Here is a 25,973-nt window from a genome sequence, read left to right as displayed (position 1 = left end):
ATAAGCAGCCAAATGTAGGTTATAGAAAATCCTGCAAATTCTTGATAGACTGATTGTAAGACAATTTAGTGTACGGCCCGCGGATGACCGCTTTTGAAAGCAAAACTGTATTGACTGCGCTTGGAAAGATGATAAGATTATAATTGTCGTTGATAATGATAATCATTACGAGTGGGATATATGGGAGTTGTTTGGCAATCAGTCATACCGTTTGTGATGGGTGCAGGGAGGCAGCATGAAGCTACGTTACTTACTTTTGCTACTGGCGGTTTTGGCGTGTACTTCTATATTTATCGGTGTAGAAGATTTGTCGCCGCTGGATATTTTTCATTTAAATAAAGAACAGGCAGGTACATTGTTTGACAGCCGGCTGCCGCGTTTGGTGAGCATTATCATCGCCGGCATGAGCCTGAGCATCTGCGGATTAATCATGCAGCAGATCAGCCGGAATAAATTTGTATCGCCGACGACTGCGGGAACGATGGACTGGGCAAGGCTCGGAATTTTGATTTCATTAATGCTTTTTACGTCAGCGAGTCCGCTTGTGAAAATGTCTATCGCTTTCGTTTTCGCGTTGGCGGGGAATTTCCTTTTCATGAAAATCCTCGAGAGAATCAAGTTCAATGATGCGATTTTTATTCCTCTCGTCGGTTTAATGCTTGGGAATATTGTCAGCTCAATCGCCACGTTTATCGCATATAAATACGATCTGATCCAAAACCTGTCGTCTTGGCTGCAGGGAGATTTCTCACTGGTCGTCAAAGGCCGGTATGAGCTTTTATATCTGAGTATCCCGCTGGTGATCATCGCTTATGTGTATGCGGATAAATTTACGGTGGCGGGAATGGGAGAGAGCTTTTCCGTCAATCTCGGCCTGAAATACAAACGCGTCGTTAATATCGGTCTGATTATCGTGTCGCTCATCGCTTCACTGGTGATCCTGACCGTCGGGATGCTGCCGTTTCTCGGGTTGATCATTCCCAATATGGTGTCGATTTACAAAGGGGACAACTTGAGGAGCAGCCTGCCTCACACCGCTCTGCTGGGCGCTGTTTTTGTGCTGTTTTGCGACATTTTGGGAAGGGTGATCATCTTCCCGTACGAAATTTCCATCGGCCTGATGGTCGGTGTTATCGGCAGCGGCATCTTCCTGTATATGCTGTTAAGGAGAAAAGCATATGAGTCATAATAAAAAAATTACGCTGCTGGCGGCGCTCGCCATGATATGTATCGGATTCTTCCTGTTCTACGGACTGGGCAATTGGGAATACTCCCTGCCGAGACGATGCTTCAAAGTGCTTGCCATGATGCTCACCGGAGGAGCGATCGCGTTTTCGACGGTCATCTTCCAGACGATTACAAATAACCGCATACTGACACCGGGCATTTTAGGCCTCGATTCCCTGTATATGCTCATTCAGACCGTCATCGTGTTCCTGTTCGGTTCAATGAATATCGTCATGATGAACAAAAATCTTAATTTCGTCATCTCCGTCGGGCTGATGGTGCTCTTGTCACTCGTTTTGTATCAGCTCATGTTTAAAGGCGAGGGGCGGAACGTGTTTTTCCTTCTGCTTGTCGGCGTCGTGTTCGGCACGCTGTTCAACAGTCTGTCATCCTTTATGCAGATGCTGATTGATCCGAATGAGTTCCAGGTTGTTCAGGACAAAATGTTTGCCAGCTTTAACAATATCAACACCGATCTTTTATGGTTTGCCGGTGCTGTCTTTCTTCTGACGGGCATTTATGTCTGGCGGTTCACGCGGTTTTTTGACGTGCTGTCGCTCGGCAGGGAGCACGCCGTCAACCTGGGGATTGATTACGATAAGCTTGTGAAGCAGATGCTCATTGTCGTCGCCATTCTTGTGTCTGTCTCTACGGCTCTTGTCGGGCCGATTATGTTTTTAGGACTGCTTGTCGTCAATCTGGCGAGAGAGTTTTTAAAAACCTACAGGCACACGTATTTAATCGCGGGTTCTGTCCTGATCAGCATCGTCGCGCTCGTCGGGGGCCAGTTCGTCGTGGAGAAAGTGTTCACGTTTTCCACGACGCTGAGCGTCATCATTAATTTTGCCGGCGGGATTTATTTTATCTATCTGCTGTTAAAGGAGAATAAATCATGGTAGAGGTCAAAAATGTAAGCAAACAATACGGAGGGAAAACCGTCCTTGAGAAAACGTCTCTATCCATTCAAAAGGGCAGGCTCACCTCATTTATCGGTCCGAACGGCGCGGGAAAAAGCACGCTGCTGTCTATCATGAGCCGGCTGATTAAGACGGATTCCGGGGAAATCACGGTCGACGGGCAAGAGATCGGGGCCTGCAAAAGCAATGATCTGGCAAAAAAAATCAGCATCCTGAAGCAGACGAACCAAATCAATATCAGGCTGACGATTAAAGACCTGGTCAGCTTCGGCAGATTTCCGTATTCCCAGGGGAAACTGACGGATGAAGATTGGGTGCATATCAACCAGGCACTCAGTTATATGAAGCTGGATGACTTAAAGGATAAATATCTCGATCAGCTCAGCGGGGGCCAGTGTCAGAGGGCGTTTATCGCGATGATCATCGCTCAGGATACGGACTATATTTTTCTCGATGAGCCGCTGAACAATTTAGATATGAAGCATTCCGTTGAAATGATGAAGCTGTTGAAGCGGCTTGTGGAAGACTTCGGAAAAACGGTCGTCGTAGTGATTCACGATATCAACTTCGCATCCGTATATTCAGACCATATCGTTGCACTGAAAAACGGCCGGATCGTCAAAGAAGGGCCGGCGGAGGAGATCATTGAAACCTCCGTGCTTGAAGATATTTATGATATGACCATCCCGATTCAAGAGATTGACAGTCAGCGGATCGGTGTGTACTTTTCTTAAAAACCAGATGAGGTGAAAATTATGAAAAAATTCGCATTGCTATTCATTGCGCTAGTTACGATTTTTGTTGTTTCTGCATGCGGAAACGGGGACAAAACATCAGGCAAATCAAAAGAAACAATCACAATCAAAGATGACCTGAACAAAGAAGGCGTCAAAGTGCCGAAGAATCCGAAAAAAGTCGTCGTATTCAACTTCGGAATGCTGGACACGATGGATGAACTCGGTTTACAGGATCACGTGGCGGGGCTTCCGAAACAAAACATTCCAAAATACTTATCTTCATATAAAAGTGATAAATACACCAATACAGGCGGTTTAAAAGAACCGGATTTTGAAAAAGTCGCGGATATTGACCCGGATTTAATCATTATCGCTCACAGACAATCTGATTCTTATAAAGAGTTCTCAAAAATCGCGCCGACGATTTACCTTGACGATGACTATACAAACTACGTTGACAGATTCAAGCACAACACCGAAGTGATCGGCAAAATCTTTAACAAAGAAAATGAAGTGAAAGATAAGCTTGCGAAAATTGACAAATCCATTGCGGATCTGAAGAAAAAGACAAGCAGCACGGATAAAAACGGGTTAGTGGTGATGGCGAACGACGGCAAAATCAGCGCGTTCGGATCTAAATCAAGATACGGCTTCATTCATGATGTGTTCGGCGTCAAACCGGCTGACAAAAACATCGAAGCCTCATTGCACGGACAAAGCATTTCTTATGAATATATCGCCAAAACAAACCCTGATTATATGTTTGTCGTTGACCGCGGAACAGCGATCGGCACAAAATCTTCAACAAAACAAGTGGTTGAAAATGATTATGTAAAATCGGTGAAAGCCGTGAAAAACAACCATGTTGTCTACCTTGATTCAGCTACATGGTATTTATCAGGAGGCGGCCTGGAATCCATGGCGCAAATGGTGAAAGAAGTTAAAGACGGAATCGAGAAGTAAAAAAAGAACCCGGTCACATACGTGATCGGGTTCTTTTTGGTTTACCGCGTAACGGCCTGCTGCTGCTCGGGCTGACGCGGTTTTTTCTTCAATATAAAAGATAGGAGGAAGCCGGCCAGCGCGATGCAGGCGGCTACGACAAATGCCGCATTCATGCCGTGCAGGGCGGCGTTTGCCGGAGTTGTCGCATTTGCGTGCGCGGCCTGGCTGCTCATCACGGAAACTAGCAGCGCCGTACCGATAGAACCGCCGACTTGGCGGACGGTATTGTTCATGGCTGTGCCGTGCGGAATTAAGTGGCGCGGCAGGGCGTTGATACCCGCTGTCGTCACCGGCATCATAATCATGGCTGTTCCCAAAAGCCGCGCGGTATAAACGACGACAATCCAAATGAGAGACGTCGAGTCCGTCAGATTCATAAACGGCAGGGACGTGAGCAGGATGATGAAGAATCCGGTCATCGCAAGGCCCTTTCCGCCGATTTTGTCAAACACCCGGCCGATAAACGGAGACATCATCCCCATCACAATCGCGCCCGGCAAAAGCATTAATCCGGTATCAAACGCGGATACGCCCCGGACTTTTTGCGTGTAAAGCGGGAGAATGGTTTCCGTTCCGATCAGCAGCGCGAAAACAAGCGTTCCGAGCAGGGTGGTCAGGCTGAAAATCCCGAAAGAAAACACGCGGAATTCCAGCATCGGTTTTTTGAGCTTCATCTGTCTTGCGATAAAGAAAATCAGCGCGACCGCTCCGACAAGCAGCGAAGTCAGCACTTCAGTACTGGTCCACCCTGATGAACCGGCGCTTGAGAAGCCGTAAAGCAGACCGCCGAATCCGAGGGTCGATAAGATCACGGATACAATATCAATCTGTGTTTCTCGTAATGTCGTGACGTTTTTCATCAGAATAATCGCTAAAAGCAAATCGATGACTGCGATCGGGAAGATGATATAAAACAAAGACCGCCAAGAGAATGCTTCGACCGCCCATCCGGAAAGCGTCGGGCCGATCGCCGGGGCGAACGAAATAACCAAGCCGACCATACCCATGGCGCGGCCGCGCTTTTCCATCGGGAAAATCGTGAGAAATACCGTCTGCATGAGCGGCAGCATAATTCCGGCACCGGCTGCCTGGATAATCCGGGCCGTCAAGAGCACCGGAAAGTTCGGGGCAAATGCGCCGACAATGGTGCCCGCCGTGAAAATACTCATGGCGGAAATCAAGAGGGTGCGGCTTGTGAATTTCTCTATTAAAAATGCGGTAATCGGAATCAAAATCCCATTCGTCAGCATAAACGATGTTGTCAGCCATTGCGCTTTGTTGGCGTCTATATTGAAGTCATTCATAATGTGCGGCAGCGCCGTGATAAGCAGTGTCTGGTTCAAAATGGCGACGAACGCACCCGCCAAAAGAATCCCGACAATGACAGAGCGGTTGTATGGTGCAGTTTTAATACTCTTATTCAAGCTGATTCCTTCTTTCTTTATAGTTTGAGCAATGTTTTAACGGCTGCAAGCGGCTGGTGCAGCGGTCCGGCCTGCTCCAAATAACCGATAAGCGCTTTGATGAGAAAATCCCGCGGCTGTTTGTCCGCTGATTCTTTCTCCAGCATAGCCGCCGCGGAAGCGAGTCCTGCGGCGTCATATTTTTCCTCCGGAAGGGCTGAGACGGCTTCTTTCAGTTCCTTCAGGCTTTCAGCCAGCAATACGGTTTTGTCTTTCGGCTCAAATGAGGAAGCGGAGGCGATATAAAGGTCAATCATCTCCTGAGGCAAAGCGGTTTCGGCTGTCCTGTTTTCGACGATGAGATTGAGGTGGCGGATGATAAACTCCGTGAGCGGCTCCAGGGCGAGCGGTTCTTTTTCCAGCTTAATCAGCGTGATGCATTCTCTCAGGAGCCCTTGCAGGACGATTACCAGCTCCCATACATAAGGAATAATGTCTTCACCGTACGTCTGAATCAGTGAATCGCGATGCCAGCAGATAAAGGTGGAGCGGGCCCTGTGAATATGCCGTTTTACCCGTTCATTAATGGAAGAGGGGCTTCCGTACATCAGCATATTAAAAAACTGCTGATTGCGCCTGAAGCCTTCAAGCTCAGCCATCAGTTTTTTGGCAAACCGTTCCTCAGGGGAGAGGCTTGTTTCTTCATTCAATAATGAAGCGGCCGCTACCATCTGTTTCTGGTTAAAGTCGAGCAGCTCCAACAGCAGGTCTTCCTTTGATTCAAACAGCTTATATAAAGATGCTTTGGAGACTTTGCACTCCTCTGCGATCGCCTGCATCGAAACCGACGAAAAGCTTTTCCCGGAAAAAAGCTTTCTTGCCGCCAGCAGAATATCCGTTTTCTTATCATTCATAAGCCCAGATTCCTTCTTTCGTCACAATAGAAAACCCATCGGTTCACAGAAAACCAATGAGTATATGATGAAAATATTAACAAAAATTTTTACATAGTGTCAACGCTTTTGTTTGAGAAATAGAAAAAACCTGCCGGAGTGTTCCGGCAGGCTGATACGTTTATTTATCCGTCTTAAATCCTTGTTTTTCAAGCATTTCACGAATGTGAGGATAATAAACCTGCTTATAGTAGGAAGTGATGCCTTGTGACCAGTTTCTTGTTTCCTGTCCGTCGGTGCGTTTTTTCATGTATTCGGACATCTGCTTGTCATAGGCCTCGATATGGGTTCTTACATCTTCTTCTTGATACGTTTCATGATGCAGAACGGCTGCTTGCGGCAGACGCGGTTTTTTCGCGGAGCGGTCTGCCGGATGGCCGATGACAAGACCGGAAACCGGGAAAACGTATTTCGGAAGTTTCAGCAATTCAATGAGTTCGTCAGGCTTGCCGCGCACGGCGCCGATCGGCACAGTGCCGAGTCCCATTGATTCAGCCGCAGCCGTTGCCGTACCCAGCGCAATCCCGACATCTACGGCTCCGACTAGAACGGACTCTAAACCGTTCGTGATCTCAAGCGGTGTATCATTATATTCTTCAAGCGCAATTTTGGCGCGGTTAAAATCAGCGCAGAATAAAAGGAAAACAGGCGCTTGGTCAATCCACGGCTGGCCGCCGGCCAATTCGGATATTTTTTTCTTCCGCTCCTTATCTTTCACCGCAATAACGGTAAATTGCTGGCCGTTAATGGAAGTCGGCGCTGCCTGAGTTGCTTGGATGATAAGGTCCAGCTGCTCATCCGATACGGGTTCATCTGTGTAGCTGCGGATGGAACGGTGGTCTGTTAATATTTGAAGGACTTCGTTCATGTCATTCATCCTTTCGTTACTCTGACAGTTCTGTGCGAACGACGTCAAGCGGCGCACTCAGCACTTCTTTTGCTTTTGCCACGAATCCTTGGAAATGGTCAGTTGCGTTGTGGAATTTCATCGCTTCTTCATCTTTCCATTGCTCAAGCATAACGAATGTATTTTCCTCACCGACTTTTTCGAAAAGATCGTATTGCACATTTCCTTCTTCCGCGCGTGAATGCTGAACAAGTGATTGCGCTTCTCCTAAAAATTCCTCGCGTTTATCCGCTTTTACTTTCATGTAAGCCTGTAAGACGATCATTGTTATTCCTCCTGATTGGGTTTATTTGTTATAGTTCGAATATTATCGAACTAACTGTAACATGTTTCGCAGTGAATGGTAAAGGAAAAACCCTCACCGCCTAAATTGTCACCCGCCGATGATCTGTGTTACATTTGACTCATGAACATTCCAAACCATCCTGAAACCGAACGCTTACAGCTGACAAAGGTTCTTCATGCTCTGAGTGATCCGCTCCGCTTAGAGCTGGTCAAACAATTGGCGGAAACAACAGAAAAAACGTGCGGAACCTGCGCTGATGTCCGGGTCGCTAAATCAACGCTGTCCCATCACTTCAAAGTGCTGAGGGAAGCGGGGATCGCCCAAGTGCGCATAGACGGGAAGCACCGTTATTATTCCCTGCGCAAAGATGATTTACAAGCGGCGTTTCCCGGCCTGCTGGAGGCGATTTTGCAGACAGAACCGGACCGCTGGTAAATAAGTCCCCGAATTCCGGGGGTTTTTTTATGCGCCGAAAACCGCCCGGTAAAGCCTGTAGACGCCTTCTTGAATATCGCTCTCCTTCAGGCGTGCGAACCCCAGGATAAGCTGCGGCTTATTTGAATCGCCTCCCGCTTTCAGACGGAATCGGCTCATCGCAAACAGATCGAGCTGTTCTGCATCCGCCCGTGCCAATATCTCTTTTTCTGAACGTGCGCATTCAAACTCAGTGACAAAATGAAGCCCCGCATTGGCGCCCTTTACACTGATTCTTTCTCCGAATGTTTCTTCCAAAGCCGAAATGAGGCATTCCCGCATGTTCTTATAATGCTGCTTCATCTTTTTAATATGTTTCTGATATTCACCTGATTCGATAAATTCTTTAAGCGCGAGCTGGGCAAGCGTGCTGCACGTTTGCAGGTCATACGTTCTCTCTTTGAACGTCCGCAAAAGCCCGGGCGGCAGAACCATATAGCTGATGCGCAGACCTGGGAAAAGGGATTTTGAAAAGGTCCCCATGTAGATGACATTTTGAAACCGGTCAAGGCTTTGAAGCGCCGGTATCGTATCGGCGTCATATTTAAATTCACTGTCATAATCATCTTCAATGATGAAGCGGCCGTTCTGTTCGGCGGCCCAGTTTAAAAGCTGAATCCGCCGGGAAGCGGGCATGATCACGCCTGAGGGGAATTGATGGGAAGGCGTGGTGATCAATACAGAGGGCCGGCGTTTTTCGATTTCGTCCATGGACATGCCTTTTTCATCAAGGCTGATCGTCGCAACCTTTTTCCCGAGGTTTTGCAGCAGCCGGTACATCCTCATATATCCCGGGTTCTCCATGGCGTAGAGCGCGTCTTTTGGCAGCAGTTCCGTCAGCAGCTGCATCAGCATTTGCGTGCCCGCTCCGAGCACGATTTGTTCCGGGCGGCATGTAACGCCCCTTGTCAGGGAAATAAGCCGCGAAATTGTTTCACGGACTTCATATAAGCCTTGCGGATGGACGAGTTCTCCGAGTGTATGAAATGAACGGGCGGCTGCTTTCTGCTCACAGCGGAACCAGCTTTTCAGGGGGAAATGCGCCGTATCCACACTCATATGAGAAAATGAAATCCAGCCGCTCTTATCCGTCTCCCGCTCTTTCAAATCATCAGGCAATAGGAGCGAAGGCGTTTCTTCATGATAAACCGTATCAATTTCCTCCACGAAAAAGCCTTTTCTTTCGACCGCATATAAATAACCTTCCGAAAGCAGCTGCTGATAAGCTGAATTCACTGAATTCACGCTGACCTTCAGCGTCTCGGCAAGCTCCCGTTTAGACGGCACCTTTGTATGAGGCATCAGGCTGCGCTTTAAAACGGCCGCTTTTATGTGCTGATAGATCTGCTGATAGATATAATCCGCCGTTTCCGAATGGTCAATGGAAATCGTCAGCATCCAGACCCTGCCCCTTTCTGATACCATGGATAAATTGGTTTTGGTACTTTTCATCATACCAAAAAGAAGTCAGAATGATAAGAAAACAATGCAGGGGGATGGAATCTATGAGTCGAACAGCATCATCGGAAGTGACAACTGCCCAGTGGCAGCAAAAACGGGATCAATTCGTTTCCAAGGGGGTCGGCAACGGAAACCGCGGCATGGCGGTAAAAGGGGAAGGGGCGCTTTTGTACGATTTGGACGGCAGACGATTCATTGATTTTGCCGGAGCGATCGGAACGCTGAATGTCGGCCATTCCCATCCGAAAGTGGTGGAGGCCGTGAAGAAACAGGCGGAGGATCTGATTCACCCGGGATTTAACGTCATGATGTATCCGTCTTATATTGAGCTGGCCGAAAAACTTTGCGCCCTTGCGCCGGGAGATCATGCGAAAAAAGCGATTTTTCTCAATTCGGGGGCGGAAGCGGTGGAAAACGCCGTGAAAATCGCCAGAAAATATACGAAGCGCCAGGCTGTCGTGTCATTTACAAGAGGGTTCCACGGCCGCACGAACATGACGATGAGCATGACGAGCAAGGTGAAGCCTTATAAATTCGGTTTCGGCCCGTTTGCCTCAGAGGTGTATCAGGCGCCGTTTCCTTATTATTATCAAAAGCCGGCCGGCATGAGCGACGAGCAGTATGACGACTTTATCATCAGCGCTTTTGAGGATTTCTTTATCGCCGCAGTTGCACCGGAAACCGTCGCCTGTGTCGTCATGGAGCCGGTTCAGGGAGAGGGCGGCTTCATCATTCCGTCAAAACGTTTCGTGCAGCACGTCGCCGCTTTTTGTAAAAAACACGGCATCGTTTTTGTAGCGGATGAGATTCAGACCGGTTTTGCCAGAACGGGAACGTATTTTGCGATTGAACATTTCGGGGCCGTTCCTGATTTGATCACCGTTTCCAAATCACTTGCGGCCGGATTGCCGCTGAGCGGCGTCATCGGCCGGGCGGAAATGCTTGATGCCGCCGCGCCAGGGGAACTCGGGGGCACATATGCGGGAAGCCCGCTCGGCTGTGCGGCTGCGCTTGCGGTCTTGGATATTATTGAAGAAGAAGGGCTGAATCAGCGTTCCGAGGAGATCGGCCGGATCATCGAGCATCAAGCGCTCGAGTGGAAAAAAGAGCATGCCTGCATCGGAGAAGTGCGCAGACTCGGCGCGATGGCGGCCATCGAAATTGTCAAAGATCCGGACACGCGGGAACCGGACAAAGCAAAAGCCGCGGCGATCGCCAAAACGGCGAACGAGAACGGACTGCTGCTGCTGACGGCCGGCATTAACGGCAACATTATCAGATTCCTGACGCCGCTTGTCGTGACGGATGAGCAGCTCAAAGAAGGCCTTTCCATTATCGAAGCAGCTCTGTGAGTTCAATTATTGGAATGCCGGCGGATGTGTCTGCTATCATGAAAGTGTGAGATACATCAACTAGCATTCAATGGCTTTACTATAGCAGAGAAAGGAATGTTCAATATGCCAGAACAATTAACAGTGTACAACCCGGCAACGGGAGAGGCGATCGAAAGCATCCCCCAGCAGACGGCCGAAGATGTTGAAAAAGCGATTGAACGTTCACATCAAGCGTTTCAATCATGGTCCAAAACATCAGCGGGAGAACGTGCCTCACTGCTGAGAAAATGGTATGAGCTGATTGTTGAAAATAAAGAAGAACTTGCGGAATTAATTACGAAAGAAAACGGCAAACCGTACGAAGAAGCGGTCGGAGAAGTTTTATACGGCGCCGGCTATATTGAATGGTTCGCCGAAGAAGCAAAACGGATTTACGGCAGAACAGTACCTGCGCCGACAACGGGCAAACGGATTGTCGTCACCCGTCAGGCGGTCGGCCCGGTAGCCGCGATCACGCCGTGGAATTTCCCGAATGCGATGATTACAAGAAAAGCCGCGCCCGCTTTGGCGGCAGGCTGTACGTTCATCATCAAACCGGCGGAGGATACGCCGCTTTCCGCTTACGCCCTTGCGCGTCTCGCATATGAAGCGGGAATTCCGAAGGACGTGCTGCAAGTGGTGATCGGTGACGGAGCCGAAATCGGAAACGTCTTCACCAGCAGCCCGAAAATCCGCAAAATTACCTTTACCGGCTCAACGCCTGTCGGCAAAATCCTGATGAAAAACAGCGCCGACACCGTAAAACATATGTCAATGGAGCTTGGCGGACATGCGCCGCTGATCGTGGATGAAGACGCTGATCTTGATCTGGCGGTAGCCCAAACAATGGCCTCTAAATTCAGAAATGCCGGCCAAACCTGCGTCTGTGCGAACCGGCTGATCGTACACGAATCCGTAAAAGACGAGTTTGCGAAAAAACTGAGTGAAGAAGCTGCGAAACTCAAAGTCGGAAACGGTCTTGAAAAAGGCGTAAACGTCGGCCCTGTCATCAACAAAAAAGGCTTCGATAAAATCGTCGGCCAAATTAATGACGCCGTGGAAAAAGGCGCAAAAGTGCTGACGGGCGGAACGTATGACCAAAACGATGAAAAAGGCTGCTATTTCGTGACACCGACCGTGCTGTCAAACGTAGACACATCCATGAACATCATGCACGAAGAAACATTCGGTCCGGTTGCGCCGATTGTTACGTTCTCAGATATTGATGAAGCGATCAAGCTTGCGAACGATACGCCGTTCGGGCTTGCGGCTTATTTCTTCACAGAAAACTACCGCCGCGGCATTTATATTTCTGAACAGCTTGAATACGGCATCATCGGCTGGAATGACGGCGGTCCGTCCGCGGTTCAAGCGCCGTTCGGAGGAATGAAAGAAAGCGGCATCGGCCGTGAAGGCGGTACGGAAGGCATTGAGCCGTACCTGGAAACCAAATACATGTCTATCGGACTTTAATCAGCCGAAAAGTAAGCCCCGCTTCTAAGCGGGGCTGTTTTTATTGAGCAGTCTGCCGGTGAATATCGCCGGCAGGCTTTTTTGATCTTGCGGGAATAATCGGTTCGATTCCAGACAAAATAACAGCAAATACGATTGAAAGAAGGTCGCCATCATGGATATATTACTGGCTCTTCTCCCGGCTTTATTTTGGGGGAGCATCGTGTTATTTAACGTCAAATTAGGCGGCGGGCCTTACAGCCAGACGCTGGGAACGACAATCGGGGCGCTCATCGTTTCGTTTGTGTTGTATCTGTTTGTCCACCCGGTGCTGTCTGGGCGCATTTTTATTGTCGGCATCATCTCGGGGCTGTTTTGGTCGCTCGGCCAAAGCAATCAGCTTAAAAGCATACAGCTGATGGGCGTTTCAAAAACGATGCCGATATCAACGGGAATGCAGCTCGTCTCGACTTCTTTGTTCGGTGTGATCGTATTCAAAGAATGGTCAACCCCGATCGCGATTACGCTGGGTATTCTCGCCCTTATTTTTATCATCATCGGGATTGTGCTCACATCTTTAGAAGATAAAAAGGGGCGGGCGGACGGAGAACCGGGAAACTTAAAAAAAGGCATTGTCATCCTGCTGATCTCCACGCTCGGTTATTTGGTCTATGTCGTTGTGGCCCGGCTGTTCGGCGTATCCGGATGGTCAGCGCTTCTGCCGCAGGCGATCGGGATGGTCATCGGCGGGCTGCTCCTGACGTACAAGCATAAACCGTTTAATAAGTACGCCCTCAAGAACATTCTGCCGGGAATCATCTGGGCGCTCGGGAATATGTTTCTGTTCATCTCACAGCCGCGCGTCGGAGTCGCGACAAGTTTTTCCCTCTCTCAAATGGGGATCGTCATCAGCACGCTCGGCGGAATCTTCATTCTCCGTGAGAGCAAAACGAAGCGTCAGCTGGTCGCCATTGCCATCGGGATTATCCTGATCATTGTGGCCGCGGTATTCTTAGGCGTTGCGAAATCAAATTCATAACAAATGCAGGAGGTTTGAACATGTACACGGATTTAAAAGGAAAAGTCGTTGCCATTACGGGAGCTTCATCAGGATTAGGAAAAGCGATGGCGATCCGCTTCGGACAGGAGCAGGCGAAAGTCGTGGTTAACTACTATAGTAATGAAAAAGACGCCCAAACCGTTAAAGAAGAGATTCAAAAAGCGGGAGGCGAAGCGGTCATCATTCGAGGCGACGTCACAAAAGAAGAAGATGTCAAAAACATCGTGCAGACCGCGGTGAAGGAATTCGGCACATTGGATGTCATGATCAATAACGCCGGTATGGAAAATCCGGTTCAGTCGCATGAAATGCCGCTCAAAGACTGGAACAAAGTCATCAATACCAATCTGACCGGCGCTTTCTTAGGAAGCCGCGAAGCCATTAAATATTACGTAGAGAATGATATTCAAGGAAACGTCATTAACATGTCAAGCGTACATGAAATGATTCCATGGCCTCTGTTTGTTCACTACGCGGCGAGTAAAGGCGGCATCAAATTGATGACGGAAACGCTGGCGCTTGAGTACGCGCCGAAGCGCATCCGTGTCAACAACATCGGGCCGGGAGCCATCAATACGCCGATCAACGCGGAAAAATTTGCGGATCCCGTTCAGAAAAAAGATGTGGAAAGCATGATTCCGATGGGATATATCGGTGAGCCGGAAGAAATCGCGGCTGTCGCCGTCTGGCTTGCTTCAAAGGAATCAAGCTACGTAACCGGCATTACGCTGTTTGCTGACGGGGGAATGACTAAATATCCGTCATTCCAGGCAGGCCGCGGATAAGAAAAAAAGCGATCGCAGGCTCTTTAGAGCCGGATCGCTTTTTGCTTACGCGCGTTTTTTCTTTACAAGCGCCGCGATGGAAAGGATAATCGCCGCAGCTGACAGAACGATGGCTGCAATATCAAGCGCTGATACGCCGGATTTGCTTTCTTCGTTTGACTGTTCAGCTCCGTGCGCATCCGTCACGCTGGCCGATTTCGTGATTTTCGTAATCGAGTGAGGCGTGTCGGCTTTCTCATCACCCGTCCATTCTACAATGCTGCCGTCTTTGTAATATTGATAAGCGTCCCAAGCGGCATCTCCGCTCTTTTCAGGATTTTTCGCAACGAACGTGAACTGCTGGAATTGGCCGGGCTGAATGCCGCCGTCCTTTGCTTCCCAAGTGACGGAGACCGCTTTGTCAGCATGTTTGGATACGGATGTTTTCCAGCCCGGAATTGGCTGATACTGCTGAAATTCAACGCCGGCGGGCATTTTCAGCACGACTTTCGTTGTCGGCTCATTCTTTTCCACAGGCACTTTCATCGTGTACGTTTCCCAAGAACCGGCCGCGGATTCCGCCGGTTTGACTGAGACGTGGGCGCTTGCTGCCGCCGTAAAACCGACGAGTGACAGGGTCACGGCGGATATGAATAATAAAGCCTTTTTTTTCAACATGAGATACACTCCTTAGTTTGTCGTTGAGAATATTTGGTTGATTTCATTAAAATCGTTTGTCAGCCCGTGGACTTTGATCTTCCAGTTTCCCTTTTCGGTGATGGACAGGTTGGCGGCTTCGAATGTGCCTTCCTTCGTCTTCTTCAAATCAAAGGTGCTTTCATGCTGTTTGCCGCTGAAGCCCGTCTGGTAAACAGTGACCGTAAATTGCTGAATGTCTTTTACCAAGCTGCCGTTGTGATCGGTGACAATGACTTGAAATTCATTTTTACCCGGCTGGTTCGGCGTAATGTGCAAGGACAGGGTTTCCCCGTTTCCGATCGTTTCTGAGCCGTTAAAAGGCAATGGCGCAGGCGGCGGCGGGCTGGGCAGGCTTGTGAAGACGGCGGTTGTAAATAACACCGCAATGCCTAGTGCCCATTCGGCCTTTATCGTTGCGCTGATGCTCCTTTTTCTGCTGAACTTCGTCATCCATACGTGAACGGCGCCGAGCACAAGCATGATGACAAACAGTCCGATTTTCAAAAGGAGCGTCTTACCGTAAGCGGTGTGAAAGAGTGAATCAAACGTGCGGATAATGAAAAATCCGTTCAGCACACCTGAAAATAACAGCACACCGACAGAGGCGAACGCCCAAGGAGAAAACCGTCTGACCGTTTCCCAAGCGATGGTTTTATCGGGTTTTCTCCACTCTGATGAAAGAAGCAGCACAAGCGCGGCGATACCGCCCATCCATACAGACGCGGCCGATAAATGGAGAAAGTCCATCGCGATGCCGACCGCTTTTTCGTCGATAACCGCCGCATGCCCTGCGAATGCTTTTGCCAAAAGCGAAGCGAAGAAGAACAACAGCGGCGCCGTCCAGTACGCAAATGACCGGAATGCTTTCTTCTTCAACAGCGGGATCATGGACAGGGCGAGCAGGATAAATAAGCTGATCTGGATCATCCAGACATACCCGCCTGCCGTTTTCAGAAGCGTTTCTTTTACATAGTCAGGCTGGAACGCGGCGCTCCAAGCGCCGCCCGCGTTTTCTTTCGTCTGGATCGGGAGCTGGCAGATAAGCGCGAGCCCCGTTACACATAAAGAAATCACGAGCAGCTTTACAGTTCGTTTTGCTTTTGATGAATCTTTATTATTTCTGTACCAAAACAGATGGAAAAAAGCCGTGCCGATAAACAGGGAGAGAGCGATGTACAAAATACCGCGGCCGATGGCCGCTTCGGGATGAAGCGCCGCTTGCGATGATGTCTGCTCCTGAAGTTCTCCGCCGGCTTTTCCGATACTGAAAGGGATGACGCCGGATACCGGATGTCCGTCGGCCGATACCGCGTTCCATTCTGCTCTGTAAATATCATGCGGCAGATTTTTTTTCAATGCCGCGGTCATGATGCGGGCATCATTTTTTTGAATCACCGTTTTGCCCGCATCGACCCGTTCGCCGGATGAATTATAGACCTTAATGGAGTGGAATCCTTCTTCAATCTGTTCATTAAACTCAATTTCAATCTGCTTCGACGCTTGTTTTAATTCGCTGTTCTCACCCGGATTTGAGTTTGTGATGTAGGCGTGGGCGAAGCTTGTTTTCGGAATCAAAACAAGGAACAGCAAAAAGATGAGCCAGCGTTTGTTCTGTCTCATGGATGATGACACCGCCTTCCGGTTGGTTGTTGTTATGTCTTGCTGCAGGTGCATCCCTTCTGCCTGTCGTGTAAGATGATATCCGCCGCCTCGTCAAAGGTGCAAATGACCCCGCCGAATCCTTTTTGAAACCGTTCTGCGTAATCAAGTGTTGAGAAGGGAATCGCCTGAGGCCGGCAGCAGTGAAGGTCAATATCGGCATGGACTAAAAAGTATGCGGAAGCGGCCGTCAGCGTCGTCTGGAGAAGAAAATCTTTACAAATGACGTGGGACACTTCTTCCTTTTTATCCTCATACCGCAAAATCGCGCAATGAATGCAGCACATCTGCTCAACGGCTTGTGAAACGGTAATAAGCTGAACAGAATACGAATGCTGAATCGGCCGCAGGCAATAGCCGCATTGATTGGCGCTTCGTTCTGAAGCGGGAGGGAGCGTAATGCCGCCGGGTGTCCGGATAATCCGGTTTGCATCCGCCAGCTGATTGACGTCTCTGTACACGGTCATCTCGGAGACGCCGAATCTCTCGCTTATGTCAGAGATTTTCAGCGCGCCCTCTTCTTTCAGCCATTCAAGCAAGGTTTGCTGTCTGTGAATCGGAAGCAATTCTGCATCCTCCTTTTTATGCGAATGAGTGATGAACCTCCCTCTAAGAGTAGATGTTTTCACAAATGCACACAAGAGCCTGATGATAAAATATGTGAAAAAATGTTGAACAATCACAAATGTAAAAGACGTAGTCAGACTCTGTTATAATAGAAGAGTTGAATGGAGGAATAAACATGAAAGAAACGACCTGCCCGAACTGCGGCAAGCCGATTACAGGCGACATGGTCAGATCATCCATGATCCCGTGCCAGTTTCAGTGCGGGCATTGCCATGTGAAATTGCGTGAATATAAAGTATCAGCTCCGATTATGGCTGCGGCCATTGCGATCACGGTGCTTTTGATTTATCTTGTGCAGATGGCCAGAACCGCCGTCATGCCGATGTTTCCGGCAGCGCGGTATGTGCCGGCCGCCATTTTCGCGCTCGTATGTGCGTATCCGGTGTTTATTGTCAGTGAGCGGCTCATTGCCAAACTCGTTGTCACAAAAGGACACATTATATACAGAAAGCGGTAAGACACCTTTGATGAGGTGTCTTTTTTTTGTTAAGGAGTTGTCACAGTCTCTGTGCCAAACTCCTCTTTACTTTTCATTGAATGAGAATTGTAAGCGTTTTATGATGAAGACACAGGGGAGAGAGAGAAACCCCGTGTCTTATTTATTTTCATCTGAAGGCAAGCAAACAGGGAGGGAATGAACATGCAGCAAGAACAGCAAGCTGGCATGAAAGTGAAGATACAGCGGTTCGGCAGTTATTTAAGCGGTATGATCATGCCGAATATCGGCGCTTTTATCGCATGGGGAATTATCACCGCGCTGTTTATTCCAGCGGGATGGTTTCCGAATCCGCAGCTGAATACATTGGTAACCCCGATGATTACGTATCTTCTGCCGCTTTTAATCGCATATACGGGCGGAAAAATGATTTACGATCACCGCGGGGGAGTCGTCGGAGCGACGGCGGCCATCGGAGTCATTGTCGGAGCGGACATTCCGATGTTCTTAGGGGCAATGATTATGGGGCCTTTGGGCGGTTATCTCATTAAACAATTAGACCGTGTATTTAAAGATAAAGTCAGACAGGGTTTTGAAATGCTGATCAACAACTTCACGGCGGGAATTATCGGAGCTGTGCTCACGATTATCGCGTTTTATGCGATCGGCCCGGTCGTCCTGTCTCTTAACAAATTGCTGGCGGCGGGTGTGGAAGTCATTGTCCACGCGAATTTGCTGCCGATTGCAAGCGTTTTCGTAGAACCGGCGAAAGTCCTGTTCCTGAATAACGCGATCAACCACGGCATTTTAAGTCCGATCGGAATCGAGCAGGCCGCCAAAGCGGGTAAATCCATTCTGTTCTTAGTGGAAGCGAACCCCGGACCGGGACTCGGTATTTTACTGGCATATATGTTCTTTGGGACAGGCTCTTCAAGATCGACGGCTCCGGGAGCGGCCATCATTCATTTCTTCGGGGGGATTCATGAAATCTATTTCCCTTACATTTTAATGAAACCGATGCTGATCCTCGCGGCGATCGCCGGGGGAGCGAGCGGACTGCTTACATTCTCGATCTTTAACGCGGGTCTTGTCGCCGCATCATCTCCGGGAAGCATCATCGCCATTTTAGCGCTGACGCCGAAAGGAAGCTACCTCGGCGTGCTGGCGGGCGTCATCGTTGCCGCGGCCGTATCGTTTATCGTCTCGGCGCTTATTCTGAAATCGTCTAAAGCGGGCGAAGAAGATTTGACAGCCGCGGCGGAAAAAATGCAGGAAATGAAAGGCAGGAAAAGTGAAGCGGCGGCCGCGTTGGCGGACAAAGAGGAAGAGCCGGAAAACAGCGCCGCTGATATTTCCGCCGACCAAGTCAGCCGCATTATCTTCGCGTGTGACGCGGGTATGGGATCGAGCGCAATGGGCGCCTCCATTTTAAGAAATAAAGTGAAAAAAGCAGACCTGGATATTGATGTGACAAATACGTCGATCAATAATCTGCCGAATGACGCGGATATCGTCATTACGCATAAGGACCTGACTGACCGCGCGAAAGCGAAGCTGCCGCAGGCGGTGCACATTTCGGTTGATAATTTCTTGAACAGCCCGAAATACGATGAACTGATTGAAAAGCTTAAAAACTAATCAAACAGAAAGAGGGATTTTCATCATGGAAGTATTGGCTAAAGCGAACATCAAACTGAACCAGACGGTGAACTCAAAAGAGGATGCCATCCGCCTCGCGGGACAGACATTGATTGATAACGGCTACGTGAAGAACGGCTATGTGGAAAAAATGTTCGAACGTGAAGAAACATCATCGACGTTTATGGGGAATTTCATCGCGATCCCGCACGGCACGGAAGATGCGAAGGATGAGGTGCTTCATTCAGGCATTTCCGTCATCCAGATTCCGGGCGGTGTAGAATACGGTGAAGGCAATACGGCAAAGGTCGTTTTCGGTATCGCCGGAAAAAACAATGAACACTTAGACATCCTGTCAAACATCGCCATCATCTGCTCAGAGGAAGAAAACATTGAACGGCTGATCAGTGCAAAGACGGAAGAAGAACTGGCCGCTATTTTCAGCGAGGTGAACTGACATGATTGCCCTTCATTTCGGAGCGGGAAACATCGGGCGGGGCTTTATCGGCGCCCTGCTCCATCATTCCGGCTATGAGGTAGTTTTCGCTGATGTGAATGAAACAATGGTCAGCCTTCTCAATGAAAAGAAGGAATATACCGTGGAGCTTGCCGACGGCGGCCGGCAGACCGAAATCATCGGCCCCGTTTCAGCCATCAACAGCGCGGTGCAAGAACAAGAGCTGTACAGGCTGATCAATGAAGCGGCGATCATTACGACGGCGGTGGGCCCGAACGTTCTCAGACTCATCGCCCCGTCCATCGCGGAAGGGCTGAAGCGCAGAACGTCCTCTGAACCTCTCAATATCATTGCCTGTGAAAATATGATCGGCGGCAGCAGTTTTCTGAAAAAAGAAGTTTTCGGACATTTGACGGAAGCGGAACGGGAACTCGTGAACCGGACGGTCGGCTTCCCGGATTCTGCGGTGGATCGGATCGTGCCGATTCAGCACCATGAAGATCCGCTGAAAGTATCCGTAGAACCGTTTTTTGAATGGGTCATAGACAGAACCGGCTTTGCCGGCGGCCAGCCGGTACTGGAAGGTGCGTTGTTTACGGATGATCTTACGCCTTTCATCGAGAGAAAGCTGTTTACCGTCAATACCGGTCATGCCGTTACGGCGTACGTCGGCTATCAGCGCGGATTAAAAACCGTCAAAGAGGCCATCGGCCATCCGGAAATCCGGCGTGTCGTGTACGATGCACTTTCAGAAACGGGCGAGTACTTAGTGAAAGCGTACGGCTTTAAGCAAGCCGAACACGAGCAGTACATGAAGAAAATCATCGGCCGCTTTGAAAATGAATACATCACGGATGATGTGACAAGAGTCGCCAGATCACCGCTCAGAAAACTCGGAGCGAATGACAGATTAGTAGGGCCGGCCAAAAAAATAAAAGAACCGAACGCGCTGGCAGAAGGCATCGCCGCCGCCCTGCGCTTTGACTATCAGGATGATCCGGAAGCGGTTGAGCTGCAAAAGCTTATCGCGGAAAAAGGCACGAGCGGCGTTCTTCAAGACATTTGCGGTATTCAGCCGCATGAACCGCTGCACGGCATCGTGCTCAAAAAGCTCAATCAATAAAAATGAACCCGCGTCGGGGGACGCGGGTTTTTTCTTGCGTTATAATGAGAGAGAAGGGAGGCTGCGTGATGAATCAGAAGCTATTGCCCCATCGTTTTCCGTTTCTTTTGATTGACGGCACGACGAACAGTGAAGCCGGAAAATGGGCGGCTGCTTACAAAAACATCAGTGAAAATGACTGGTTTATAACTGAATCCCAAAGAGAGATGCCATTTTCGCTCGTCGTTGAAGCAATGGCCCAAACGGCGGCTTGCGCGGGAATTACCGGCGGTGACGGCCTCGGTCTCTTATCCGCGGTGAAGAAAGCGGAAAGGTTAGGTGCCGCTTTGCCGGGAGACCGTCTGGATCTTTTTTTTGAGGTCACGAGAATCAGACGCGGTTTTGTGTTCGGCCGGGCGAAAGCGTCTGTTGCCGGGAAGCCTGTGGCGGAAGCTGAGCTCAGCATATATATCCAGCCATCGTAAAAAAAGCCGCCTCCAGCGGCGGCTTTCGGACAAGCCTGTTATTTTGTATCATAATCTCTTTCACTTTGTGAATTGTCCCTTTGGTCATGTTTGTGTTTTTCGTCATTGGCGTTTTCCTTCAGCTCTTCCAGCGGAATCGGATCGGTTAAATCATGATGTTCAGGATTTTCATTCGGTTTGTTCTTTTGTTTTCTTTCTTTCATCCTCCATCACCTCAATATTTCTTTTCCTCAACGTTCTCTCCGCCAAACGCATGAAGCGGTTTTTTGTTCCTGTGGGTCATATGTATTAAAATAGAGACGACTACATTATAAAAAGTGAGGTACATATATGCCGATACAAAGAGAAGACGCAGATATTAAACTGATCGCGATTGATATGGACGGAACCCTGCTCAATGACGAGCAGCTCATCCCGGAGGAAAACCGGCGGGCGATCAAGGAAGCGGAGGCGAAAGGAATTCACGTCGTCATCAGCACAGGACGCACGCTGATGACCTGCCGCGAACTGGCTGAGTCTCTCGAGCTGTCATCCTTTTTAATCACGGCAAACGGCAGCGAAATCTGGGATTCCGACTTTGAGCTGGTTGAGCGCAAGCTTCTTCATACCGATCATATTCAAAAATTATGGGATCTGAGGAATAAGCACAACACGAATTTCTGGGCCTCTACCGTCGATAGAGTGTGGAGAGGGGAATTCCCGGAAACGATTACGGATCATCAGTGGCTCAAGTTCGGATTTGAAATCGAGGATGACGAAGTGCGGAATGAGGTGCTGAAAGAGCTCAAGGAATACAAGGAGCTCGAGATCACAAACTCCAGTCCGATCAACATCGAAGTCAATGCCCTCGGTATCAACAAAGCGGCTGCGCTGGCGAAGGTATCGGAAAAACTCGGCTTCACGATGGAAAATGTGATGGCCATGGGTGACAGTCTGAATGACATTGCCATGATTGAAAAAGCGGGTGTCGGCGTCGCCATGGGGAATGCGCAGGACATTGTGAAAGAAACAGCTGACTGGGTGACTGATGTCAACACGGAAAACGGGGTCGCCAAAGCGATCCGCCACTGGGTGTTATAATAGAAAAAAGAGAGAGTCTCAGTATGAGACTCTCTTTTTTTTTTGTTTTGTCAGATTTGTGACTAGGTCCATGGTAGGTTTTCTGACAAAAGGATGTTCAAACCTGTCAGAAATAAATATAATGAAGAGAAATCCAACAATTCGGAATAGTCATTCCGAATAGCGGAATGATAATCATATAAAACGTTTACAATACAGGAGGGATCTTATGTTTCAGATTGACATCAATTGTGATTTAGGAGAGAGTTTCGGTGCTTATAAAATCGGGCTGGATGAAGAGATTTTGGATTATGTGACATCTGCAAACATCGCCTGCGGCTTTCATGCGGGTGATCCCAGCGTGATGCGCAAAACGGTTGCGCTTGCGGCGGAAAAAGGCGTGAAAATCGGCGCTCATCCCGGGCTGTTCGATCTGCAGGGATTCGGGCGGCGGCAGATCGCGATTACACCCGAGGAAGCGTATGATCTGACGCTGTACCAAATCGGCGCGCTGTCAGGGTTTTTAAAAGCAGAAGGTGTCGAGATGCAGCATGTGAAGCCGCACGGCGCTTTATATAATATGGCCGCCGTCAATCCCGGCCTGTCTGAAGCCATCGCTCAGGCGGTCTGTCATTTTGATCCCGGGCTTATTCTTTTCGGGCTTTCCGGAAGCGAGCTGATTAAAGCGGGAGATCGAATCGGACTGAGGACGGCAAGCGAAGTGTTTGCGGACCGCACCTATCAGGAAGACGGCACGCTGACGCCGCGTTCAGAGCCGGATGCGCTGATTCAGGATGACAAAAAAGCGGTCGGTCAAGTGATTCAAATGGTGAAAGACAGCACGGTGACATCACGTAAGGGACAAGCTGTAAGCCTGAAAGCGGACACGGTCTGCATTCACGGAGACGGAGCCCACGCCCTCACATTCGCAAAAACAATCAAAAAAGAATTAAAAGCGGCAGACATTCAAATCAGCGCGCTTTCAAAAGACTGAGCAGCAGAGGGAGGAAGACAGCATGGAGCAAAAGAAAAAAACAGCCGGAAAGGCTTCCGGCAAATGGTCGCTTCTTTTAGGCGCGACATTTTTGATGGCGACATCATCAATCGGGCCCGGCTTTCTGACGCAAACGGCCACGTTTACCAATACATTGGCGGCAAGCTTCGGCTTTATCATTTTAATTTCTATTATTTTGGACATTTTCGCGCAAACCAATGTATGGCGGATTATCGCGGTTTCCGGAAAGCGCGGCCAAGAGATTGCCAATATGGTGCTTCCGGGCGCCGGTTATGCCATTGCTTTTCTGGTCGTGCTCGGCGGACTTGCGTTTAATATCGGAAACATCGGCGGCGCGGGTCTCGGTCTTCAAGTATTATTCGGGATCAAACCGGAGATCGGCGCTTTAATCAGCGCAGCGGTCGCGGTGCTGATTTTTGTCATAAAGGAAGCCGGAAAAGTCATGGACCGTTTTATGCAGATCGCCGGAATCGTCATGATCGTATTGACAGTGTATGTTGCCGTAACGACGGCTCCGCCGGTCGGACACGCCGTTGTGAAAACTTTTATGCCTGATCATATCAGTGTGCTGGCGATCGTGACGCTTGTCGGCGGCACGGTCGGCGGATACATTACATTTGCCGGCGGCCACCGTTTGCTTGATTCAGGCATCCAAGGGAAGGAAGTCCTCCCTCAGGTTACGAAAAGCTCCATCACAGGCGTTCTGATTACATCGATTATGCGGATTGCCCTGTTTCTCGCCGTGCTCGGCGTCGTCTCAAAGGGCCTGAGCATTGATCCTGAAAATCCGGCGGCTTCTGTATTCCGGCTTGCGGCGGGAAATGTAGGCTATAAAATTTTCGGCGTCATCATGTGGTCTGCCGCTATCACGTCTGTCATCGGCGCCGCCTATACATCGGTGTCATTTTTCAAATCATTTTCAACAAAAATCGAAAAGCACTCACATGGCGTCATTATCGGTTTTATCATCGTATCCACTCTTATTTTTGTCACGATCGGCCAGCCTGCCAAAATTCTGGTCGCGGTCGGTTCGCTTAACGGCTTAATTCTGCCGCTTGCATTAGCGATGATACTGTTGGGCGCTTATAAGAAAAAAATCGTCGGCGATTACAAGCATCCGATCTGGCTCACGATTGCAGGGGCGATCGTAGTGGTTGTCATGGCGGTTATGGGCATCTATACATTATTCACGCAAATGCCGCAGCTATGGAGCTGATGATATGAAAAAACATATGAGTGATATGAGTCCCGAAGAAGTCAGACAGCTGATCAGGAAAGGGCAGATGACCGGGCCGACGGCGGGGATGGCCGCTTTTTACGCACAAGCCAATCTCGTCGTTTTGCAAAAGGATCTTGCCTTTGATTTTCTCTTATTCTGCCAGCGCAATCAAAAGCCTTGTCCGGTGCTTGATGTGACGGATGCGGGTTCACCCGTTCCGGCAATAGCTGCGCCGGGAGCTGATATCCGGACGGACTTTCCGAAATACAGGATTTATCGGCATGGCGTGCTTACTGAAGAGGTAACGGATATTACGCCGTATTGGAAGGATGATGATGTCGGGTTTTTAATCGGCTGCAGTTTTTCATTCGAGCAAGCCCTTATTAATCAGCACATTCCAATCAGGCACATCGATGAGGGTGTGAATGTCCCCATGTATAAAACAGACATTGACTGTGTTCCCGCCGGCCCGTTTTCTGGAAAGATGGTCGTCAGCATGAGACCGATTCCGGAAAGGCTTGCAGTCCGCGCGGCGCAGGTCACGTCACGTTTTCCCGCCGTGCACGGCGCCCCCGTCCGCATCGGAAATCCGCAAAGCATCGGTATCAGCGATTTGCATCAGCCGGATTTCGGAGATGCCGTAACGGTGCGGGAAGGTGAAGTTCCCGTATTCTGGGCTTGCGGCGTTACGCCCCAGGCGGTGATCATGGAAGCAAAGCCTGACATCGTAATAACACATTCACCGGGGCACATGCTGATCACCGATATACGAAATGAATCGCTTGCTGTCCTGTAAGTGAGAAAGAATACAACGAGGTGATGACAATGATGCAGTATAGCGGAAATACAGCGCTTGATATACAGCCGTACGGTGATTCCGCCGTTATCATCCGCTTTGGCGGGCACATCAGCGAAGAGGTCAACGGCCGGGTGCATGCGGCGGCAGCCTGTATGGAAGAACGGCCGTTTCCGGGCTTCGTTGAATGTATTCCGGCATTCACAAGCTTAACGATCTTTTATGATGTGTATGCCGTCTCAAACATAAAAAAAGGCGTCTCTCCTTTTGCCCTGGTCAAGAAAGAAGTGACAGAACGTCTCAGCCATATAATGACCGGCCGCAAAGAAGAGCGCCGGGTGATGGAAATCCCCGTTTGCTACGGCGGTGATTTCGGTCCCGATTTAGAAGAGGTCGCTGAGATGAACGATCTGACCCCGGAAGACGTCATCCGCATTCATACTGAAGGCGAATATCTCGTTTATATGCTCGGATTTGCGCCGGGATTTCCGTTTTTAGGAGGAATGTCTGAGCGGATCAGAGCGCCGAGAAAGGCGTCGCCAAGGCCGTCCATCCCGGCCGGTTCAGTAGGAATCGCGGGAATGCAGACCGGTGTGTATCCGATATCCACTCCCGGCGGCTGGCAGCTGATCGGCAGCACCCCGCTCCGGCTTTTCAGGCCGGAAGAACATCCGCCGAGTCTATTGAGAGCGGGCGATACGGTGAAATTCGTCCGGATCACGGCAGAGGAGTACAGCCGCATCAAGGAGGGAGCCGAATGAG

28 protein-coding genes are annotated in these 25,973 nt (G+C 49.5%); 19 read left to right on the top strand and 9 right to left on the bottom strand.

Features of this window, described 5'->3' with window-relative positions; all coding sequences use genetic code 11:
• The first annotated feature begins 235 nt into the window (after nt 1-235).
• From SB24_RS07790 to SB24_RS07775, 4 genes are read left to right on the top strand one after another with little or no spacing between them, the layout of a single operon-like run.
• A complete protein-coding gene (locus tag SB24_RS07790; RefSeq protein WP_015239156.1) occupies nt 236-1,189 on the top strand; it encodes an ABC transporter permease in 954 nt (317 codons plus the stop codon).
• Nucleotides 1,179-2,126, top strand: a complete 948-nt coding sequence (locus SB24_RS07785) for an iron chelate uptake ABC transporter family permease subunit (protein WP_014416905.1) — start codon at nt 1,179-1,181, stop codon at nt 2,124-2,126. Before SB24_RS07790 ends, SB24_RS07785 begins: the two co-directional genes overlap by 11 nt.
• Nucleotides 2,120-2,878 (top strand): iron ABC transporter ATP-binding protein, encoded by a 759-nt coding sequence (locus SB24_RS07780; RefSeq protein ID WP_003156330.1) that lies wholly within the window; start codon nt 2,120-2,122, stop codon nt 2,876-2,878. Before SB24_RS07785 ends, SB24_RS07780 begins: the two co-directional genes overlap by 7 nt.
• 21 nt (nt 2,879-2,899) lie before the next feature.
• The gene (locus SB24_RS07775) at nt 2,900-3,844 is read left to right on the top strand and encodes a siderophore ABC transporter substrate-binding protein (protein ID WP_007410275.1); all 945 of its coding nucleotides are present in this window, start codon (nt 2,900-2,902) and stop codon (nt 3,842-3,844) included.
• A 41-nt stretch (nt 3,845-3,885) separates the two neighbouring features.
• On the opposite strand, the gene SB24_RS07770 is transcribed toward SB24_RS07775, so the two are convergent.
• The 4 genes from SB24_RS07770 to SB24_RS07755 all read right to left on the bottom strand — a co-directional run bounded on the left by SB24_RS07770 (nt 3,886) and on the right by SB24_RS07755 (nt 7,414).
• A complete protein-coding gene (locus SB24_RS07770) occupies nt 3,886-5,310 on the bottom strand; it encodes an MDR family MFS transporter (protein WP_039252789.1) in 1,425 nt (474 codons plus the stop codon).
• A 17-nt stretch (nt 5,311-5,327) separates the two neighbouring features.
• Complete coding sequence (locus tag SB24_RS07765) at nt 5,328-6,203, bottom strand: TetR/AcrR family transcriptional regulator (RefSeq protein WP_015416814.1); 876 nt, start codon at nt 6,201-6,203, stop codon at nt 5,328-5,330.
• Nucleotides 6,204-6,363: 160 nt separating this feature from the next.
• Nucleotides 6,364-7,110 (bottom strand): oxygen-insensitive NADPH nitroreductase, encoded by a 747-nt coding sequence (gene nfsA / locus SB24_RS07760; protein WP_015416815.1) that lies wholly within the window; start codon nt 7,108-7,110, stop codon nt 6,364-6,366.
• Nucleotides 7,111-7,126: 16 nt separating this feature from the next.
• Nucleotides 7,127-7,414: a putative quinol monooxygenase gene (locus SB24_RS07755; RefSeq protein WP_003156323.1), complete on the bottom strand. Its 288-nt coding sequence runs from the start codon at nt 7,412-7,414 to the stop codon at nt 7,127-7,129.
• Between the two features lie 141 nt (nt 7,415-7,555).
• Between SB24_RS07755 and SB24_RS07750 the strand changes: the two genes are divergently transcribed.
• Nucleotides 7,556-7,870 (top strand): ArsR/SmtB family transcription factor, encoded by a 315-nt coding sequence (locus SB24_RS07750; protein ID WP_012116810.1) that lies wholly within the window; start codon nt 7,556-7,558, stop codon nt 7,868-7,870.
• A 27-nt stretch (nt 7,871-7,897) separates the two neighbouring features.
• Here SB24_RS07750 and gabR read toward each other — a convergent pair whose 3' ends face one another.
• Nucleotides 7,898-9,307: a MocR-like transcriptional regulator GabR gene (gene gabR / locus SB24_RS07745; protein ID WP_039252772.1), complete on the bottom strand. Its 1,410-nt coding sequence runs from the start codon at nt 9,305-9,307 to the stop codon at nt 7,898-7,900.
• 107 nt (nt 9,308-9,414) lie between these two features.
• Here gabR and gabT point away from each other — a divergent pair, with 107 nt between their 5' ends.
• From gabT to gdh, 4 genes are all read left to right on the top strand, one after another.
• Nucleotides 9,415-10,722: a 4-aminobutyrate--2-oxoglutarate transaminase gene (gabT, locus tag SB24_RS07740; protein ID WP_033575077.1), complete on the top strand. Its 1,308-nt coding sequence runs from the start codon at nt 9,415-9,417 to the stop codon at nt 10,720-10,722.
• Nucleotides 10,723-10,827: 105 nt separating this feature from the next.
• Complete coding sequence (gene gabD, locus SB24_RS07735) at nt 10,828-12,216, top strand: succinate-semialdehyde dehydrogenase (RefSeq protein WP_007410282.1); 1,389 nt, start codon at nt 10,828-10,830, stop codon at nt 12,214-12,216.
• A 154-nt stretch (nt 12,217-12,370) separates the two neighbouring features.
• Nucleotides 12,371-13,234 carry a RhaT/GlcU family sugar-proton symporter gene (locus SB24_RS07730; RefSeq protein WP_003156317.1) on the top strand — a complete coding sequence of 288 codons (864 nt, stop codon included), beginning with the start codon at nt 12,371-12,373 and terminating at the stop codon, nt 13,232-13,234.
• A gap of 20 nt (nt 13,235-13,254) precedes the next feature.
• A complete protein-coding gene (gene gdh / locus SB24_RS07725; protein WP_039252768.1) occupies nt 13,255-14,040 on the top strand; it encodes a glucose 1-dehydrogenase in 786 nt (261 codons plus the stop codon).
• Nucleotides 14,041-14,085: 45 nt separating this feature from the next.
• Here gdh and SB24_RS07720 read toward each other — a convergent pair whose 3' ends face one another.
• Genes SB24_RS07720 through SB24_RS07710 form a run of 3 tightly spaced genes read right to left on the bottom strand, consistent with a single transcriptional unit; the run spans nt 14,086 to nt 16,943 of the window.
• A complete protein-coding gene (locus SB24_RS07720; RefSeq protein ID WP_039252765.1) occupies nt 14,086-14,697 on the bottom strand; it encodes a YcnI family copper-binding membrane protein in 612 nt (203 codons plus the stop codon).
• 12 nt (nt 14,698-14,709) lie between these two features.
• The gene (locus SB24_RS07715; protein WP_039252762.1) at nt 14,710-16,338 is read right to left on the bottom strand and encodes a copper resistance CopC/CopD family protein; all 1,629 of its coding nucleotides are present in this window, start codon (nt 16,336-16,338) and stop codon (nt 14,710-14,712) included.
• Nucleotides 16,339-16,370: 32 nt separating this feature from the next.
• Nucleotides 16,371-16,943, bottom strand: a complete 573-nt coding sequence (locus SB24_RS07710; protein ID WP_007609432.1) for a DeoR family transcriptional regulator — start codon at nt 16,941-16,943, stop codon at nt 16,371-16,373.
• A 176-nt stretch (nt 16,944-17,119) separates the two neighbouring features.
• Here SB24_RS07710 and SB24_RS07705 point away from each other — a divergent pair, with 176 nt between their 5' ends.
• The 5 genes from SB24_RS07705 (at nt 17,120) to SB24_RS07685 (ending at nt 21,122) form a co-directional block, all read left to right on the top strand.
• The gene (locus SB24_RS07705; protein WP_003156306.1) at nt 17,120-17,461 is read left to right on the top strand and encodes a hypothetical protein; all 342 of its coding nucleotides are present in this window, start codon (nt 17,120-17,122) and stop codon (nt 17,459-17,461) included.
• A gap of 177 nt (nt 17,462-17,638) precedes the next feature.
• Nucleotides 17,639-19,078 carry a PTS mannitol transporter subunit IIBC gene (locus tag SB24_RS07700; protein ID WP_099686870.1) on the top strand — a complete coding sequence of 480 codons (1,440 nt, stop codon included), beginning with the start codon at nt 17,639-17,641 and terminating at the stop codon, nt 19,076-19,078.
• 25 nt (nt 19,079-19,103) lie between these two features.
• Entirely contained in the window at nt 19,104-19,535 is a 432-nt protein-coding gene (locus tag SB24_RS07695) for a PTS mannitol transporter subunit IIA (RefSeq protein WP_033575074.1), read from the top strand.
• A 1-nt stretch (nt 19,536) separates the two neighbouring features.
• Nucleotides 19,537-20,658 carry a mannitol-1-phosphate 5-dehydrogenase gene (locus SB24_RS07690; protein ID WP_015416824.1) on the top strand — a complete coding sequence of 374 codons (1,122 nt, stop codon included), beginning with the start codon at nt 19,537-19,539 and terminating at the stop codon, nt 20,656-20,658.
• A gap of 68 nt (nt 20,659-20,726) precedes the next feature.
• The gene (locus SB24_RS07685) at nt 20,727-21,122 is read left to right on the top strand and encodes a 3-hydroxyacyl-ACP dehydratase FabZ family protein (protein WP_033575072.1); all 396 of its coding nucleotides are present in this window, start codon (nt 20,727-20,729) and stop codon (nt 21,120-21,122) included.
• A 38-nt stretch (nt 21,123-21,160) separates the two neighbouring features.
• On the opposite strand, the gene SB24_RS19975 is transcribed toward SB24_RS07685, so the two are convergent.
• Nucleotides 21,161-21,325 carry a hypothetical protein gene (locus SB24_RS19975; RefSeq protein WP_003156294.1) on the bottom strand — a complete coding sequence of 55 codons (165 nt, stop codon included), beginning with the start codon at nt 21,323-21,325 and terminating at the stop codon, nt 21,161-21,163.
• Between the two features lie 127 nt (nt 21,326-21,452).
• On the opposite strand from SB24_RS19975, the gene SB24_RS07680 reads away from it, so the two are divergent.
• The 5 genes from SB24_RS07680 to pxpB all read left to right on the top strand — a co-directional run bounded on the left by SB24_RS07680 (nt 21,453) and on the right by pxpB (nt 25,972).
• Entirely contained in the window at nt 21,453-22,202 is a 750-nt protein-coding gene (locus SB24_RS07680; RefSeq protein WP_007410293.1) for a Cof-type HAD-IIB family hydrolase, read from the top strand.
• A gap of 208 nt (nt 22,203-22,410) precedes the next feature.
• Entirely contained in the window at nt 22,411-23,175 is a 765-nt protein-coding gene (locus SB24_RS07675; RefSeq protein WP_007410294.1) for a 5-oxoprolinase subunit PxpA, read from the top strand.
• Between the two features lie 22 nt (nt 23,176-23,197).
• Complete coding sequence (locus SB24_RS07670) at nt 23,198-24,412, top strand: NRAMP family divalent metal transporter (RefSeq protein WP_015416827.1); 1,215 nt, start codon at nt 23,198-23,200, stop codon at nt 24,410-24,412.
• A gap of 25 nt (nt 24,413-24,437) precedes the next feature.
• Nucleotides 24,438-25,211, top strand: a complete 774-nt coding sequence (locus SB24_RS07665) for a putative hydro-lyase (RefSeq protein WP_228903616.1) — start codon at nt 24,438-24,440, stop codon at nt 25,209-25,211.
• 29 nt (nt 25,212-25,240) lie between these two features.
• Nucleotides 25,241-25,972 carry a 5-oxoprolinase subunit PxpB gene (gene pxpB, locus SB24_RS07660; RefSeq protein ID WP_033575070.1) on the top strand — a complete coding sequence of 244 codons (732 nt, stop codon included), beginning with the start codon at nt 25,241-25,243 and terminating at the stop codon, nt 25,970-25,972.
• Nucleotide 25,973: the final 1 nt, after the last annotated feature.

The organism is Bacillus sp. Pc3 (genome assembly GCF_000815145.1).
Classification (GTDB): Bacteria; Bacillota; Bacilli; order Bacillales; family Bacillaceae; genus Bacillus; species Bacillus velezensis.
Note: the sequence above shows the minus strand (reverse complement) of the source record. Positions and strands in the feature narration are given on the sequence as shown.

Bases quoted from the DNA above. Each gene is read 5' to 3' on its own strand.
- SB24_RS07780 (WP_003156330.1), top strand. From the start codon at position 2,120: ATGGTAGAGGTCAAAAATGTAAGCAAACAATACGGAGGGAAAACCGTC.
- SB24_RS07685 (WP_033575072.1), top strand. From the start codon at position 20,727: ATGAATCAGAAGCTATTGCCCCATCGTTTTCCGTTTCTTTTGATTGAC.
- SB24_RS07695 (WP_033575074.1), top strand. From the start codon at position 19,104: ATGGAAGTATTGGCTAAAGCGAACATCAAACTGAACCAGACGGTGAAC.
- nfsA (WP_015416815.1), bottom strand. From the start codon at position 7,110: ATGAACGAAGTCCTTCAAATATTAACAGACCACCGTTCCATCCGCAGC.
- SB24_RS07765 (WP_015416814.1), bottom strand. From the start codon at position 6,203: ATGAATGATAAGAAAACGGATATTCTGCTGGCGGCAAGAAAGCTTTTT.
- SB24_RS07715 (WP_039252762.1), bottom strand. From the start codon at position 16,338: ATGAGACAGAACAAACGCTGGCTCATCTTTTTGCTGTTCCTTGTTTTG.
- SB24_RS07675 (WP_007410294.1), top strand. From the start codon at position 22,411: ATGTTTCAGATTGACATCAATTGTGATTTAGGAGAGAGTTTCGGTGCT.
- gabR (WP_039252772.1), bottom strand. From the start codon at position 9,307: ATGCTGACGATTTCCATTGACCATTCGGAAACGGCGGATTATATCTAT.
- gabD (WP_007410282.1), top strand. From the start codon at position 10,828: ATGCCAGAACAATTAACAGTGTACAACCCGGCAACGGGAGAGGCGATC.
- SB24_RS19975 (WP_003156294.1), bottom strand. From the start codon at position 21,325: ATGAAAGAAAGAAAACAAAAGAACAAACCGAATGAAAATCCTGAACAT.
- pxpB (WP_033575070.1), top strand. From the start codon at position 25,241: ATGATGCAGTATAGCGGAAATACAGCGCTTGATATACAGCCGTACGGT.
- SB24_RS07700 (WP_099686870.1), top strand. From the start codon at position 17,639: ATGAACATGCAGCAAGAACAGCAAGCTGGCATGAAAGTGAAGATACAG.
- SB24_RS07750 (WP_012116810.1), top strand. From the start codon at position 7,556: ATGAACATTCCAAACCATCCTGAAACCGAACGCTTACAGCTGACAAAG.
- SB24_RS07690 (WP_015416824.1), top strand. From the start codon at position 19,537: ATGATTGCCCTTCATTTCGGAGCGGGAAACATCGGGCGGGGCTTTATC.
- gdh (WP_039252768.1), top strand. From the start codon at position 13,255: ATGTACACGGATTTAAAAGGAAAAGTCGTTGCCATTACGGGAGCTTCA.
- SB24_RS07665 (WP_228903616.1), top strand. From the start codon at position 24,438: ATGAGTCCCGAAGAAGTCAGACAGCTGATCAGGAAAGGGCAGATGACC.
- SB24_RS07755 (WP_003156323.1), bottom strand. From the start codon at position 7,414: ATGATCGTCTTACAGGCTTACATGAAAGTAAAAGCGGATAAACGCGAG.
- SB24_RS07790 (WP_015239156.1), top strand. From the start codon at position 236: ATGAAGCTACGTTACTTACTTTTGCTACTGGCGGTTTTGGCGTGTACT.
- SB24_RS07670 (WP_015416827.1), top strand. From the start codon at position 23,198: ATGGAGCAAAAGAAAAAAACAGCCGGAAAGGCTTCCGGCAAATGGTCG.
- gabT (WP_033575077.1), top strand. From the start codon at position 9,415: ATGAGTCGAACAGCATCATCGGAAGTGACAACTGCCCAGTGGCAGCAA.
- SB24_RS07775 (WP_007410275.1), top strand. From the start codon at position 2,900: ATGAAAAAATTCGCATTGCTATTCATTGCGCTAGTTACGATTTTTGTT.
- SB24_RS07785 (WP_014416905.1), top strand. From the start codon at position 1,179: ATGAGTCATAATAAAAAAATTACGCTGCTGGCGGCGCTCGCCATGATA.
- SB24_RS07720 (WP_039252765.1), bottom strand. From the start codon at position 14,697: ATGTTGAAAAAAAAGGCTTTATTATTCATATCCGCCGTGACCCTGTCA.
- SB24_RS07705 (WP_003156306.1), top strand. From the start codon at position 17,120: ATGAAAGAAACGACCTGCCCGAACTGCGGCAAGCCGATTACAGGCGAC.
- SB24_RS07680 (WP_007410293.1), top strand. From the start codon at position 21,453: ATGCCGATACAAAGAGAAGACGCAGATATTAAACTGATCGCGATTGAT.
- SB24_RS07730 (WP_003156317.1), top strand. From the start codon at position 12,371: ATGGATATATTACTGGCTCTTCTCCCGGCTTTATTTTGGGGGAGCATC.